5 protein-coding genes are annotated in these 16,509 nt (G+C 67.5%); 2 read left to right on the top strand and 3 right to left on the bottom strand.

Annotation, left to right across the window (positions count from 1 at the left end; all coding sequences use genetic code 11):
• The first annotated feature begins 171 nt into the window (after positions 1–171).
• Positions 172–11,220, top strand: a complete 11,049-nt coding sequence (locus AU187_RS05350; protein ID WP_059166341.1) for a type I polyketide synthase — start codon at positions 172–174, stop codon at positions 11,218–11,220.
• 74 nt (positions 11,221–11,294) lie between these two features.
• Here the strand turns inward: AU187_RS05350 and AU187_RS05355 are convergent, their stop codons facing one another.
• Complete coding sequence (locus tag AU187_RS05355) at positions 11,295–12,383, bottom strand: NAD(P)H-dependent amine dehydrogenase family protein (protein ID WP_059166342.1); 1,089 nt, start codon at positions 12,381–12,383, stop codon at positions 11,295–11,297.
• A 239-nt stretch (positions 12,384–12,622) separates the two neighbouring features.
• Between AU187_RS05355 and AU187_RS05360 the strand changes: the two genes are divergently transcribed.
• Positions 12,623–14,458, top strand: a complete 1,836-nt coding sequence (locus tag AU187_RS05360) for an acyl-CoA dehydrogenase (RefSeq protein ID WP_059166343.1) — start codon at positions 12,623–12,625, stop codon at positions 14,456–14,458.
• Between the two features lie 99 nt (positions 14,459–14,557).
• On the opposite strand, the gene AU187_RS05365 is transcribed toward AU187_RS05360, so the two are convergent.
• Positions 14,558–15,202, bottom strand: coding sequence for a response regulator (locus AU187_RS05365; protein ID WP_059098745.1), 645 nt, complete (start codon positions 15,200–15,202; stop codon positions 14,558–14,560).
• On the bottom strand, positions 15,199–16,476 hold the full coding sequence (locus tag AU187_RS05370; RefSeq protein WP_231740266.1) for a sensor histidine kinase: 1,278 nt from the start codon (positions 16,474–16,476) through the stop codon (positions 15,199–15,201). The genes AU187_RS05365 and AU187_RS05370 overlap by 4 nt, the downstream gene beginning before the upstream one ends.
• Positions 16,477–16,509: the final 33 nt, after the last annotated feature.

Below are 16,509 nucleotides of genomic sequence, written 5' to 3' on the forward strand. Positions count from 1 at the left end.
GTCAACCCACCCGCGGCCCGACCGTAGTCGCCCGGCGCCGACGGTACCCCGGGAGTGAGACCCCGCACGAGATAGTTGCACGTGCAATAGTGTTCCTCGGAGTCGCTCGCTCTTCGGCGCTACAAGTGTCGCGCAGAGTGTAAATGTGACCGTCGATGCAGGGAGGACGGCATGGGACCCGCCGAAAAGCAGATCGAGCCGGCGCCCCGTTTTGCAATCGTCGGCTACGCTGCGCGTTTTCCGGGCGCTGCGGACGCCGACGAGTTCTGGAATGTGCTGCGTGAGGGCCGCGACGCGGTATCGGAAGTGCCCAGGGACCGCTGGGACGCCGACGAGTTCTTCGACCCGGAACCCGGCGCACCCGGCAAGGTGGTGACCCGTCGCGCGGGGTTCGTCGATGACGTGACGGGGTTCGACGCGCCGTTTTTCGGGATGTCGACGCGCGAGGTCAACTCGATGGACCCGCAGCATCGGCTCCTGCTGGAGACGACGTGGCGCGCGGTGGAGCATGCGGGCATCGCTCCGACGGCGCTGGCCAACACCAGCACCGGCGTGTTCGTGGGTCTGGCCACTCACGACTACCTCGGAATGGCATCCGACGAGCTGACCTATCCGGAGATCGAGGCCTACATGGCCATCGGGACGTCCAATGCCGCGGCGGCGGGACGGATCAGCTACCGGTTGGGGCTGCAGGGGCCCGCGGTCGCGGTCGACACGGCGTGCAGCTCGTCGCTGGTGGCGATCCATCAGGCGTGCCAAGCGCTGCGGTTGGGTGAATGCGACCTTGCGCTGGCCGGTGGCGCGAACGTCCTGCTCACACCGGCGACCATGATCACGTTTTCCAACGCGCACATGCTCGCGCCCGATGGCCGGTGCAAGACCTTCGACGCGGCCGCGGACGGCTATGTGCGCGGCGAAGGTTGCGGTGTCCTGGTCATCAAGCGGCTCGAGGACGCGGTCCGCGACGACGACCGGATCAGGGCCGTGATCCGCGGCAGCGCGATCAACCAGGACGGCGCGTCGGGCGGCCTGACAGTACCGAACGGCGTTGCACAGCAACTAGTTATCGCCGAAGCGCTGAAGCGTGCCGGCGTCGAGCCCAGCGATGTCGGATATCTGGAAGCCCACGGCACCGGCACGTCGCTGGGCGATCCGATCGAGGTACAGGCCGCAGGCGAGGTGCTCGGCGCCGGGCGCGGACCCGGGCAGCCGCTGTTGGTGGGCTCGGTGAAGACGAACATCGGGCATCTGGAAGCGGCCGCGGGCGTCGCCGGTGTAATCAAGGTCATCCTGTCGCTCGAGCACGAGTTGCTGCCGCAGCACCTGAACTTTCAGAACCCGTCGCCCCACATTCCCTGGGACCGGCTCGCGGTGCAGGTGGTCAAGGAGGCCACCGCGTGGGAGCGCAACGGCCGCCCCCGCATCGCAGGAATCAGCTCGTTCGGATTCGCCGGGACAAACGCGCACGTCATCCTCGAGGAAGCGCCCGAGGTGGCCGCGCCGGCACCGGAGCCGGTCGGGGCGACCCCGCGGTTCGGCCTTCTTCCGCTCTCGGCCAAGACGCCCTCCGCGCTGGCGCAGATAGCCGACCGGTATCGCACATGGTTGACCGCGCATCCGGAGGTCAGCCTGGCGGACGTGTGCTTCACCGCCGGGACGGCACGGGCCCACCTGGAGCACCGGGCCGCGCTGGTGGTCAATTCAAGGGAATCCGCCGTCGAGCTACTCGGCGCGCTCGCCGACGACCGCCCGGCACCGGGGTTGGTGCGCGGAGAATCCCACGACACTCCGAAGACGGCGTGGCTGTTCACGGGTCAGGGCAGCCAATACCCGGGCATGGCGCGAGAGTTGTTCGACACCGAGCCGGTGTTCGCCCAGACGCTGCAGCGATGCGCGGCGGCCGTCGCCGATATTCTCGAAAAGCCCTTGCTGGACGTAATTTTCGACGTCGGCCAGCCGGATGGTAGCGACGGCACAGAGACGCTGCGGCAGACCTCCTACGCGCAGCCCGCACTGTTCGCGGTCGAGATGGGCCTGGCCCGCCTCTGGCAGTCCTGGGGTTTCGAGCCCGACGTGGTGCTGGGTCACAGCGTCGGCCAATACTCCGCGGCCTGCGTCGCGGGCGTCTTCAGTCTCGAGGACGGCGCTGTGCTGATGGCCGAACGCGGCCGCCTCTTCGGCAGCCTGCCCGCGGGCGGTCGAATGGTCGCGGTGTTCGCCCCCGCCGAGCGCGTCGAGGGCCTGACCGATCGGTTCACCACGCTGTCGGTCGCCGCCTACAACGGTGCCAACACCGTATTATCCGGTCCCGCAGTCGATCTGGAGAAGGCCGTAACCGCGTTGGTGGCCGACGGTGTCCGGTGCGACTGGCTGGACACCAGCCACGCGTTCCACTCGGCGTTGTTGGACGCCATCCTCGACGACTTCGAGTCGTACGCACAACGGTTCGATTACGCTCCGCCACAGCGGATCTTGATCGACAACCGCACCGGCGACGCACTCGGCAGGAGCGTGAAACTCGATGGCGCCTACTGGCGTCGGCACGCGCGCCAGCCGGTGGAGTTCGCCAAGAGCGTGCGCACCCTTGCCGATCTGAATTGCAAGGTACTGCTCGAGATCGGCCCGCAACCGGTGCTCACCGCCGCCGCCCTGCGGGCCTGGCCCGACCCGGCAACCGCGCCCCGGGCGATCGCTTCCCTGCGTCGAAACACCGCCGACCACCGGCAGATCACCGAAGCCGTCGCCGACGCCTATGTTCTGGGCCACCAACCCGAATTCGACGCCTTCCGACAGGCGCACGCGCGAAAGCTCGACCTACCCGTCTACCCGTTCGAACATCGCCAGTACTGGTTCCGCGACAACCACCAGCGACCCGCCGCACAACAACACGATGGCCGACCGCGTACCGAAACCGTCCGTCTCCTGGAGGACGGCCGGATCGAGGAACTCGCGACCCTCCTCGACGGGGCCGACGACGATCAGCAGACCCTGGCCGTGCTGACCAAGCTCGCCACCCGACACAACCAACAACGGACCACCCAATCCGTCGCAGACGACCGCTACGAGTTCCGCTGGGAGGAATGCACCGCCGCCGTCTCCGGCGCGGGAGCCGACGAAGGTTCCGAGTGGATCCTGGTCGCCGACGACACCCACACAGTCAAGCCTCTGGTCGACGTGCTGACTGCCCGCGGCCACCGGTACCGGATCGTCGGGCTGCCAGCCTCCGACAAGGACGAGGAAATGCTCGCAGGCGCGTTGCGCGCTGCGGCAGAAGACAATCCGGTGCTTCGCATCGTGCATGTCGCAGCCCTCGACGGGGACCCGAACTCGCGGACCGCACCGACGATGCGGTCGCTGTTGCGGATGCAGCACCGGACCCTCGGCGGAACGCGGCGGCTCTTCCGTGCCGCGATGACCGCCGAGCTACGCAGCCCCATCTGGCTGGTCACCCGCGGCGCGCAACGAGTGACTGACACCGATTCGGTGTCGCCGGATCAGAGCTGCCTGTGGGGATTCGGCCGCGCCACAGCGCTGGAGCTTCCCCAGGTGTGGGGCGGACTGGCGGATCTGGCTGACGGCACGGCCGGCGAATGGTGCGGCCTCGTCGACCGAGTCACGATGCCGCGCGACTCCGACAGGGAAGATCAGATCGCGCTGCGCGACCGCGTCGTCTACGTTCCCCGGCTGGTGCGGCGGAGTCGGCGGCCGAGCGGATCGCCGATGCGATTGCGGGGTGACGCAACATATTTGGTCACCGGCGGGCTCGGGGCGGTAGGACTGGAGATCGCCGGTCACCTGGCCGCCCGCGGCGCCCGGCGTCTGGTGCTGACCAGTCGACGTCCACCCGGCGATGCGGTGCAACAGCGCATCGATGCCCTCGGAGAACAGCACGGCTGCGAAATACAGGTGGTCGCCGCGGACGTTGCGGATGCCCACGATGTGGCACGGCTGCTGGCCACTGTGCAGGCCGAGCTGCCCCCGCTGGCCGGCATCGTCCATGCCGCGGGTGAGGTCGGCACCACCCCGCTGACCACCCTGGACGACGCCGAACTCGATCGCGTTTTCGCCGGGAAGGTCTGGGGCGCCTGGCATTTGAGCGAGGCAGCCGCTGATCTGCAACTGGACTTCTTCCTCAGCACCTCGTCGATTGCCTCGGTATGGGGCGGATTCGGCCAGACCGCGTACGGCGCGGCCAACGCCTTCCTCGACGGGCTGGCCTGGCACCTGCGCGAACGGCACATCCCCGGAATCAGCATCAATTTCGGTCCGTGGGCGGCCGGCATGGCCGACGCCGATTCCCGTGCGCGACTGGATCAGCGCGGGGTACGGACGTTGTCCCCCGCCGACGCCCTGGCGGGCCTGGTCGATGTCGTGGCGGCTTCCTCGGACCACGGTGCCGTACAAGGGGTTGTCGCCCGGATCGACTGGTCGCGCTTCCTGCCGCTCTATCAGCAGGCCGGCAGGCGGGCGTTCCTGGCGGAGTTGGAGCGCGAGGTGCCGGCCCACCTCGCGACGCCGGCGGTGACGGCGTCCGGAAAGACCCGGCTGGTCGAGCAGCTCACGAACGCTCCTGTGCAGCAGCGCAAGAGACTTCTGACCGGTTACCTGCGCGACGCGGTCGCGGAGGTGACGCGTGTTGACACCGCGGAGATCCGAGAAGACGCCGGGTTCTTCGACCTCGGCATGGACTCGCTGATGGCGGTCGAGCTGCGCCGCCGGATCGAACAAGGCGTGGGCACGGAGATTCCCGTTACCCTGGTGATGGATCACCCCCGTTTGTCCGACGTGGCCGACTATCTGCTCGGCGACGTCCTCGGGCTCGGCTCGCTGGCCAGTCCCGAGCCTCGAGTGACGCCGGCGGTCACATCGCGCCCGGACGAACCGGTCGCGATCGTCGCGGTGTCGTGCCGCTTCCCCGGCGCACCGAACCCGGAGGCCTTCTGGGAGCTGCTGTTCGACGGTGTCGACGCCATCCGGGAGGTCCCCGAGGACCGCTTCGACATCGACGAGTTCTACGACCCGGATCCAGCGACCGCGGGTAAGACCTACACGCGCTTCGGCGGATTCCTCGACAGCATCGACGGATTCGATCCCGAGTTCTTCGGCATCTCCCCGCGCGAGGCCGTCTGGATCGAGCCGCAGCAGCGGCTGATGCTCGAGACCGTCTGGGAGGGTTTGGAACGGGCTGGTTACGCGCCATCCGCGTTGCGCGGCACCCGGACCGGCATCTTCGCCGGGGTCGCTGCCAACGAGTACGCGCACCTGTTGTCCTCCGAGTCGGTCGACAAGATCGAGCCCTACTTCATCACCGGCAATGCGCTCAACGCCATCGCCGGTCGGGTGGCCTTCGCGCTCGGACTCGAAGGGCCCGCTGTGGCGGTCGACACCGCATGCAGTTCGGCGTTGGTGGCCGTCCATCAGGCCTGCCTGGCACTGCGCTCCGGTGACTGCGACATGGCCTTGGCCGGCGGTGTGAACGTCCTGCTGAGTCCGGTGACGGTGATCGCCGCCTCGCGCGCGCGGATGCTGTCCCCCGTCGGCCGATGCAAGACCTTCGACGCCTCCGCCGACGGCTACGTGCGCAGTGAAGGTTGCGGCATTCTGGTGCTCAAGCGGCTGAGCGACGCGGTCAGCGACAACGATCGGATCTGCGCGGTGATACCCAGCAGCGCGGTCAATCAAGACGGCGCCTCGAGTGGTCTGACGGTGCCCAATGGTGGTGCACAGCAACGGCTTATCGGCGCGGCGCTGACCCGGGCCGGCCTGACCGGCGGGGATGTCGACTACCTCGAGGCACACGGGACCGGCACCCCGCTGGGTGATCCGATCGAGGTCCAGGCCGCCGCGGCCGCTTACGGCGCTTCCCGCGATCCGGACCGGCCGTTGCTCATGGGGTCGGTGAAGACCAACATCGGCCACCTCGAATCGGCCTCGGGGGCGGCGGGCTTGATCAAGGTCGTGATGTCGCTGCAGCATGAGATGCTGCCGCGAAGCCTGCATTTCGAGAACCCGTCGCCGCACATCCCGTGGGACTCGCTGCCCGTGCGGGTCGTGGACCAGGCGAAGCCGTGGCAAGCCAACGGCAAGCCGCGGCGCGCCGGTGTGAGTTCGTTTGGGTTCACCGGGACGAACGCCCATGTGCTCATCGAAGAGGCACCGCCGTCGGCGACCGCGGACGAATACGCGCCCGGCGACACTGCGGCGGAACCGGATGCCGGAAAACATCCGCTCAATGTGCTGACACTGTCGGCGCGGTCACCAGAGGCACTGGTCGCATCGGCACAGCGATTCGGCGACTGGCTGGACGCGAATCCGAAGGTGGACATCGCCGATGTCTGCTACACGGCCGGAGTCGGTCGTTCGCATTTCGAGCATCGGGGAGCTCTGGTCGTCGATTCGGTGCAAGGTGCGCGCGAACTGTTGGCCGAGTTGGCCGAGAACCGGCTGCGGCCGGGCGTGGTGCGCGGTGAGTGCATCGGCGCACCGACGACGGCGTGGCTGTTCACGGGTCAGGGCAGCCAGTACCCGGGAATGGCGCGCGAATTGTTCTTCACCGAGCCGGTTTTCGCCGAGACCGTGAAGCGCTGCGCGGAAGCGGTCGACGGGATGTTGCCGCGTCCGTTACTGGAAGTGCTGTTCGCCACCGACCGGGAGACCGGAGAAACCCTCCGGCACACGTCGTTCGCGCAGCCGGCGCTCTTCGCCGTCGAGATGGGACTGGCCCGACTGTGGCAGTCGTGGGGGATCGAACCCGATGTGGTGCTGGGGCACAGTGTGGGCCAGTACGCGGCGGCCTGTGTGGCCGGGGTCTTCAACCTCGAGGACGGCGCCCGGCTGATCGCCGAGCGCGGCAGGTTGTTCGGAAGTCTTCCTGAAGGTGGGCGAATGGCGGCGGTGTTCGCCGACGCCAAGCACGTCGAAGAGGCCACCGGAGAATTCCCGCGGGTGTCGGTCGCCGCCTACAACGGTCCCAACACGGTGGTCTCGGGACCCGGCGAGGATGTGGAACAGATCGTCGCCCGTTTCAGCGACGACGGCATCCGCTGCACCAGCTTGGAGACCAGCCACGCTTTCCACTCGGAACTGCTGGATCCGGTGCTCGACGAATTCGAGTCGTACGCAGCGCAATTGCAGTTCGCTGCCCCGACGATACCGCTGATCTGCAACCGCACCGGCGCCGTACTCACGACGCACACCTCACTCGACGCCGCGTACTGGCGGCGGCATTCCCGCCAGCCGGTGCAGTTCGCCGAAAGCGTGCGCACCGTGGCGGCGCTGGGCTGCTCCGTGTTGATGGAGATAGGACCGCAACCGGTGCTGACCGGCGCCGCGGTGCAGGTCTGGCCGGAGCATCTGGCTTCCCCGCGGGCGATCGTGTCCCTGCGGAAGGGTGTCGATGACCGGCGCCAGATCGCTGATGCGCTGGCCGCGTCCTACGTCGGCGGCCTCCGGCCGAATTTCGCGGCGCTGCATCGCGAGCCACGTCGCAGACTGGAAATGCCCACCTATCCGTTCCAGCGCCGCCGGTTCTGGCCCAGGACGGGAGGGATCGTCACAGAGGGAGGTGCCGGCCCCGCGGTATCCGGAATCCTCGGTTACGCGAAGGACCTCGCCTCGGGTGACACCGTCTACACCAGCAGGCTGTCGGTCAAGTCGCAGCCGTGGCTGTCCGACCACGTCATCTACGGCACCGTCGTCGTTCCCGGGGCGACGTACGCGGCGATGGCCCTGGCCGCGGTCGGTTCACCTGCCCGCGTGACGGACGTCTTCTTCTACGAGCCGATCATCCTGCCGGAGAAGAGTTCGCGCGAAGTGCAGCTGACACTGCATCCGGGGTCGGACGGCAGTGAGCGGCGCTTCCAGGTGCACAGCCGCCCATACGGTGATCGTGATGCCGACTGGTCGCTCAACGCCGACGGCACTGTCCTCGTCGGTGTCCCCGACATCGCCGACGAGCCGGAGCCCGAGCACGCGGATCCGGTCGACGCGGCCATCGAGCGGATGGAGCGCATGCGCCCGCAGGATCTGTTCGACACCTTCGCCGACATGGAACTCGCATGGGGACCCAACTGGTCCGGTTCGCTGAAGTCGGTGTGGCTCGGTGAGGGTGAGGCGATCGGCGATATCGCCGTCGGCGAAGAACTCGCCGAACACCTCGGCGCCGAGCCCATGCATCCGGTCCTGATGGACCTGTGCACCGGCGTCGCATTCCCAGCGTTCCCGGCGCTTCTGGCCGCCGAACAGGGAGTCAACGATCTGTTCCTACCGTTGCGGTACGGGCAGGTGATGTTGCGGGAGAAGATGCCTCGGCGGTTCTATTGCCGCGCGCGGTGGCACAACAGCGGGCTCGACAGCGAGACCCAGGTTTTCGATCTCGATTTCGTCGACCGAGACGGCCGACAGCTGGGCGGGATTCGCGAGTTCACGGTCAAGCGCGCGCCCCGGGAGGCGTTGTTGCGTGGGCTCGGCGGCGACGCCACCCGGCTGCTGTACACCCTCGGCTGGCACGAGGTGCCGCCGTCGGCATCAACCGAGAATGCTGGAAGGCCGGACGGCACCTTGCTTATCGCCGGATTCGACGAGCTGGCGGCCAACGTACCGGGCGGCATCCCGTTCGACCGGACCACCAATCCTGAGCCGTTGGGTCAGCTGTTGGACCACGCTCAGCAGCGCGGGATGCCGTTCTCAGGCGTCGTCTGGCGTAGCTCCGGTCCGGAAAGCGGGGCCAAACGGATCGAAACCGAGATCGCCCAGCTGCTCAGCGTTGTGCACGCCGTGCAGGGTGGGGCGGTGAAATTGCCTGGTGGACTGTGGATTGTCACCGAGCGGGCCGTCGCCACCGAGTCCGGTGAGCCGGTCGATCCGGCGCAGGCGGCGCTGTGGGGATTCGGGCGCACCGCGATCGCCGAGGAACCGGCGCTGCGCTGCAAACTGGTCGACAGTGACGGATCGCCGGAGGCCGTGCGCGCACTGGCCGGCCTGCTGGCCGCACCCATCGATGAACCGGAAATCGCGCTGCGGCAAGGAAAGCTGCTGGCGACGCGGTTATTGCCATGGGCGCGCAGCGGTCATCTCACGGTCCCACGCTCGACCGATTACGCCCTGGCGCCCACCGAACGCGGCGCGATCGACAATCTGCGGCTCACCGAGGCGGACGTGCCACCGCCAGATGAGGGTTATGTGCAGGTGCGGGTGGAGGCAGCGGGCCTCAACTTCCGGGACGTGCTCAACGTACTGGGCCTCTACCCCGGCGACCCGGGGCCGATCGGCGGTGACTTCGCCGGTGTCGTCACACAATTGGGTACCGGCGTCGGTTCGGGGCGAGCGGAGCGACGGGATGGGTTCCAGCTCGAGGTCGGCCAGCGGGTCTACGGTTTCATGCAGGGCGCGTTCGCCAGCCGGTTCAACGTGCCGGCGCAGTTGGTGGCGCCCGTACCCGACGGCCTGAGCGCGACCGCGGCCGCGACCATTCCCGCGGCCGCACTCACGGCCCGGCTCGCCTTCGACTGGGCGCAGTTGCGGCCCGGGGACCGGGTGCTCGTTCACGCGGCCAGCGGCGGCGTCGGACTGGCCGCCATCCAGATGGCACAGCAGCACGGCGCCGTCGTGTTCGCGACCGCCAGCACCTACAAGCGCGCGACGCTGCGCAAGATGGGTGTGCAATACGTCTACGACTCGCGTACTACGGATTTCGCCGATCAGATCCTCGCGGACACCGACGGCGCCGGCGTCGACGTGGTGCTCAACAGCCTCACCAACGCGGGGTTCATCGAAGCGACCGTTCGGGCCACCGCCCACAACGGCCGGTTCGCCGAGATCGCCAAGCGCGACATCTGGACGCATGAGCAGATGGCCGCGGCACGCCCCGATATCGCTTACGAGATCGTTGCGCTGGACACGGTGACTTTCCAAGAGCCCGAGCGAATTCGAGGCTTGCTGACCGAGGTGTCGGACGGGCTGGCCAGTGGCGAGTGGACACCACTGCCCGCCGAGATTTATCCGCTGACCGAGGCGCGGGCCGCGTTCCGCCGCATGCAGCAAGCCCGGCACATCGGGAAAATCGTGCTGCAGATACCGAATCCGCTGCAGCCGCGGCCCGATCGCAGCTATCTGATCACCGGCGGACTCGGAGCGATCGGAATGCACACGGCGTCGTATCTGGCCCAACTCGGCGCCGGGGACATCGTGCTGACCAGCCGGCGTGAACCCGACGCACACGCCCAGCACGCGATCGGCGAGATCACCGAGCGCTACAAGTGCCGCGTCCACGTCTTCGCGGCCGACGTCGGCGACGATTCCGAGGTCGCGAATCTGCTGAAGCGGATCCGCACCGAGCTGCCGCCCCTTGCCGGAGTGGTGCATCTGGCCGGTGTGCTCGACGATGCGCTGCTGTCGGAGCAGACCCTGGAGCGCTTCCGGACGACGTTGGCGCCCAAGGCGTTCGGCGCCTGCCATCTGGACCGGCTGACGAAAGATGACGATCTGGACTTCTTCATCGTGTCCTCATCGGTCTCCAGCGTGTTCGGTTCACCCGGCCAGGCCAACTACGCGACCGCCAACGCGCTGCTCGACGGCCTCGTCGCGCAGAGAAAGGCGCAGGGGCTGCCGGCCACGGGAATCAACTTCGGGCCATGGGCCAAGGGCGGCATGGCCACTTCCGAAGCCGCGCACAACAATCTCAGCGCAACGGGACTGGTGCCACTGGAGCCCGCCGCCGCACTGAGCGCGCTCGCCGAGGTCGTCGCGAACGGCACCGGGCAGGCCACCGTCGTCAAAGCCAACTGGCAGCGGGCTGCGAAGTTGTTGGGCGCTTCCCGGCCACCGATTCTCGAGCTGGTGTTGCCTCGCCCCGAAGGTGAGGTGACCGGTGACAGCGAGCTGCTTCGGCAGTTGCAGGAGATTCCGGTACCGCAGCGCGCGAGCTTCGTCACCGAATTCCTGCAGCGCGAGGTGCAGAACTTCCTGCGATTGGCACAACCGCCCGCCGCCACCAGTCGGTTCCTGGACCTGGGAACGGATTCGCTGATGGCGATCGAACTCCGAAACCGGTTGCACAGTCAGTTCGGCGGCGCGTTCACGATCAATGCGACCGCGGTATTCGACTATCCGACCATCGGCGGGCTGGCCGAGTATCTCGTCGGTCAATTGCCGGATGCGGAGTCGCCCGCGCAGGAGGAGGCGGAATCAACAGAGAAGCAGGTGGTTTCAGAGGGCGACTGATCTCGCCGAGACTGCGGGCAGATCGCCGATCTGGCGAAAATCGCGATCTGTGAGCAGTTTCGGCGAAGCACGAGTTAGGCCCAGCGCTGAGCTTGCACCTCGGGCGGCAGCGCCGTCTGCAGCGGCACGTCGAGCCCGTCGTAGATGCCGGGCTTCTGATTCGACAGCCAGTCGAGCGCACCGAGCAATCGATTGGCCGCGGTGGTGTTGCCGCCGTCGGCACGGGTGCCGCCCGGCACGTCGGCGCGCGTCGTGATCGTCAGCTGCGGATCTCCGTCGATGATCACGCGGTGATCGCCGACGCCCTCGTCGGGATACGGCCAGTCGGGCGCACATGACGCGTGGATACGGGTGATGTGGTCGATGACGATGCGTTCGCGCCCACCCGACTTTCCGATGACCTTGAGCCAGAACGCGCCCTGCGTGCCCTTCTCGAAGGTCCCCATCACCGTCTCGACGGACTCCTCCAGCGGTCGCCGCTCGACCTCCTCGGTGATCTCGTCGATCTCCATGCCGAGACCTCGCCCGACTAGTCGGATGTTGCCGCCCCACACCATCGTGGGGATGGTGGGCAGCAGCATCATCGGGGTCTCGTCCATGGACCCGCCAAACCCGCACGACACCTTGACGGCGAACGGCTGGTTGTAGGTGGAGTAGTCGAAGATCTCCTGGCAGCGGATGGTCTTGATCCTCGTGCACAACCCGGCGGCGAGGACCGCGAGCGCGTCGTTGCCCCAACCGGGGTCGACGCCGCTGACCAGCAGCGCGGAGTTGCCCTCCTCCGCTGCCCGGGTCAGCCGGTCGACCCAGTCCGGAGGCGCCGAACGCGGATCGTAGAGCGAGTACAGCGACGGCGTCACCACGTGACTGCCCGCGCGTAGGCAGCGTTCGATGTCGGCGACGGCCTCGTCGGGGCGGATGTCGCCGGACGCCATGTAGGCGACGGCATCGCATTGCGCGAGGACGGCGCCGATATCCCTGTCGTCGGTGGTGGCGCTGACGCCGGTCGGCGCGTCGAGCCCGGCGAACGTCGCGGCATCGCGGCCGGCCTTGTCCGGTGAGGACGTGATGACGCCGGCGAGCTGCAGACCGGGAAACGCCACCGTCGAACGGATGGCGCAGGCGCCCATGTTTCCTGTCCCCCAGACCGCGACGCTAAGCATCGCAACACCCTATCGGCAGGCCGGGTGATGATTCTCACAGCGGGTCGAGGCGGTCGGCCAAGCGCCTGTCAACTGGGGTTTTGGCCGCCCGACCAACCGGGCGGTTAGTTAGGCTGCGGAAATTGTTCCGTGGTGGCTTGAGTTGAAGTTACTGATGGGTATAGTTCGAGGCAGTTACTGGTGGGTAACTTAGCCAGAAGTACCCAACCGTTGAGTGGCTATCTCACCGAGGAGGAACCGTGAGCCACTATAAGAGCAACGTTCGTGACCAGGTCTTCAACCTGTTCGAGGTCTTCGGCGTTGACAAGGCGCTCGGCGACGGTGGCTTCGCCGACCTGGACATCGACACCGCCCGCGAGATGCTCGGCGAGGTCGCCCGGTTGGCTGAGGGCCCGATCGCCGAGTCGTTCGCCGAAGGCGACCGCAATCCGCCGGTGTTCGATCCGAACGCCCACTCGGTGACGCTGCCCGAGCCGTTCAAGAAGTCGATGCGCGCCCTGTTTGACGGCGGCTGGGACAAGATCGGCCTCGACGAGAAACTCGGCGGCATGCCGATGCCTCGCGCCCTGCAGTGGGCCCTCATCGAGCACATTCTCGGCGCCAACCCGGCCGCGTACATGTACGCGATGGGCCCGGGCATGGCGCAGATCATGTACAACCTCGGCACCGAAGAGCAGAAGAAGTGGGCCGTGCTGGCCTCCGACCGCGGGTGGGGCGCCACGATGGTCCTCACCGAACCCGACGCGGGCTCCGACGTCGGCGCGGGCCGCACCAAGGCAGTCCAGCAGGACGACGGCTCCTGGCACATCGATGGCGTGAAGCGCTTCATCACCTCGGCCGACTCCGATGACCTGTTCGAGAACATCTTCCACTTGGTGCTGGCTCGCCCCGAGGGCGCAGGACCGGGCACCAAGGGTCTGTCGCTGTTCTTCGTACCGAAGTTCCTGTTCGATCCGGAGACCGGCGAGCCCGGTGAGCGCAACGGCGTGTTCGTCACCAACGTCGAGCACAAGATGGGCCTCAAGGTTTCCGCTACCTGTGAGCTGACCTTCGGCCAGCACGGCGTTCCCGCCAAGGGCTGGCTCGTCGGCGAGGTGCACGAGGGCATCGCGCAGATGTTCGAGGTCATCGAGCAGGCCCGGATGATGGTGGGCACCAAGGCGATTGCCACGCTGTCCACCGGTTACCTCAACGCGCTCGAGTACGCCAAGGAGCGTGTGCAGGGCGCGGACATGACGCAGATGACCGACAAGACCGCGCCGCGGGTGACCATCACGCACCACCCGGACGTCCGCCGGTCGCTGATGACCCAGAAGGCCTACGCCGAGGGTCTGCGTGCGCTGTACCTGTTCACCGCGACGTTCCAGGACACCGCGGTCGCCAAGGCGCTGCACGACGTCGACGCCGAGCTGGCGGTCAAGGTCAACGACCTGATGCTGCCGGTCGTCAAGGGCGTCGGCTCCGAGCAGGCCTACGCCAAGCTGACCGAGAGCCTGCAGACCTTCGGTGGTTCGGGCTTCCTGCAGGACTATCCGATCGAGCAGTACATCCGCGACGCCAAGATCGACTCGCTCTACGAGGGCACCACCGCCATCCAGGCGCAGGACTTCTTCTTCCGCAAGATCGTGCGGGACAAGGGCCAGGCGCTGGCGTACGTGGCCGGCCAGATCGAGCAGTTCGTCAAGAACGAGTCGGGCAACGGCCGGCTGAAGGCCGAGCGCGCGCTGCTGGCCACCGCGCTGGAGGACGTCCAGGGCATGGCCGCCACGCTCACCGGCTACCTGATGGCCGCGCAGGAGAACCCGGCCGAGCTGTACAAGGTCGGCCTGGGCTCGGTGCGCTTCCTGATGAGCGTCGGCGACCTGGTCATCGGTTGGCTGCTGGCCCAGCACGCCGCGGTGGCGATCGACAAGCTCGATGCAGGAGCCAGCGGTGACGAGCGCGCCTTCTACGAGGGCAAGGTTGCGGTGGCGTCGTTCTTCGCGAAGAACTTCCTGCCGCTGCTCACCAGCACGCGCCAGATCATCGAGAACCTCGACAACGAGGTGATGGAGCTCGACGAAGCGGCTTTCTAAAGCCACTCGTCGCCTCCGACAAGACCGCCCCCGGACTCTTCCCGGGGGCGGTTTTGGTTGTGTTGGCGGCCTTCCGAGGGCCGGCACGACGACGCGGCGTCAGGAGTTGAGATAGGTGACCACCGCCAACACGCGGCGGTGATGCGCTTGCGACGGCGCCAGGTCGAGCTTGGTGAAGATCGCCGACACATGCTTCTCGACGGCACGTTCGGTGATCGAGAGATGGTGCGCCAGCCCGCTGTTGGAATGACCTTCGGCCATCAGGCCCAGCACCTCGCGCTCGCGGGGAGTCAACCGGTCGACTGCCGTCGCGCGCCGGCCGCCGATCAACTGGCGCACCACCTCGGGGTCGAGGGCGGTACCGCCCGACGCCACCCGTCGCAGTGCGGCATCGAACTCGCCGATGTCGGTCACCCGGTCCTTGAGCAGATAGCCCACACCGTCGGGGCTGGCCGCGAGAAGCTCATTCGCGTAGCGGGTTTCCACCCACTGTGAGAACACCAGCACGCCGACGCCGGGGTGTGTCCGCCGTAGGGACACGGCCGCGACGAGACCCTCATCGGTGAATGACGGCGGCATGCGGACGTCAATGATCGCGGCGTCGGGCGTGAGATCGTCGACGACACCGAGCAACTCATCCGCGGTGCCGACCCTGGCCGCCACGTCATACCCACGCTCGCGGAGTAGCTGCGCCAGGCCGTCACGCAGGATCGCGTTGTCCTCGGCGATGACCACGCGCGTCATTTCTGGGCTCCTGGCGGCACCACCACGGTGACGACGGTCGGGCCGCCGTCCGGACTGTCGACAACCAGGTCGCCGTCGAGCATCGCCAGCCGTTCCCGCAGGCCCGTCAGCCCGGATCCCGTGCCGACCTGCACACCACCGGAGCCGTTGTCCTGCACGGTGATTCGTAGTTCACGCGGATCACTACGAATCGTCACCGTGGCGTGGTCGGCGCCGGAGTGCTTGGAGACGTTGGCCAGCAACTCGGCAACGCAGAAGTACGCCATGGTTTCCACGCCTATCGACGGGCGCACCGGCAGATCGACCGTGACGTCGACGGGCAGCGGGTTGCGCGCCGCAAGGGTCTGCACCGCCGCTTCGAGGCCCAGATCCAGTGCGGGCGGGCGGATCCCGCGCACCAGATCGCGCAGTTCGGTCAACGTGTCCTTGGTGTTGGCCAACGCGTCGGAGACCAGTTCGCGGGCGCGGCCCACATCCGAGGACGCGAAGTTCTCCTCGGCGCGGGCAAGCGCCATCGCGACGGTGATGAGCCGCGCCTGGGTGCCGTCGTGCAGGTCGCGTTCCACCCGCTGCAGCGTGGCGGCCGACTCGTCGACCACGTCGGCGCGGGCCCGCTCCAACTGGCCCACCCGCCGGTCGCGCTCAGTCGCGCCGAGCAGGGTACGCGCCAGCATCACGTCGACGCGACCGACGCCGATCATCACCCAGCCCAGTGCGTACAGACCGGCGAGGCCGCCGATCGACAGCAACAGGTATGCGGGCAGCGAGTCCACCGGTTCGCCGATCGTCATGAAGGGGTGGCCCACCGCGACGTACACGAGCGGGGAGGCGACGGAGATCGCGCACACCGCGATGCCCACGATCACGAAATAGCCGACGGGGGTCATGACGACGGAGTGCAGCGTGACGAAGCCAAGACTGCGCCAACCGACGCCATCGGTGAGTGCTGCCGTGATTGTTTGCAGCCGTCCGCCCGGCCGCTCGAACGGTGGCGGCGCATCGATCTCGACACCGGTCAGTCGGGCCAGCGCCCGGTACAGCCGGTTCCACGCCCGCCCGCTCATCACCACCAGTGCCAGAAGCGGAATGCCGATCAACGTCGCAAGCAGCAATCCGGACGCCAAACTCGCGACGAACAGGAACGCCACCCCGGCGACCGCCAGCACGCTGACGAGCACGAAGTAGAGGTAGCGGCGCCAGGACTCGGGCTGCAGCGGCAGCAGAAGCGTTCGCGCCCAATCCGACCGGGAGGAGATGACGGTTGTTGTGGTCACGGCACCTATCGTCGCCTGCGACGCTCAGCGCGA

The organism is Mycobacterium sp. IS-1556, from assembly GCF_001499985.1.
Classification (GTDB): Bacteria; Actinomycetota; Actinomycetes; order Mycobacteriales; family Mycobacteriaceae; genus Mycobacterium.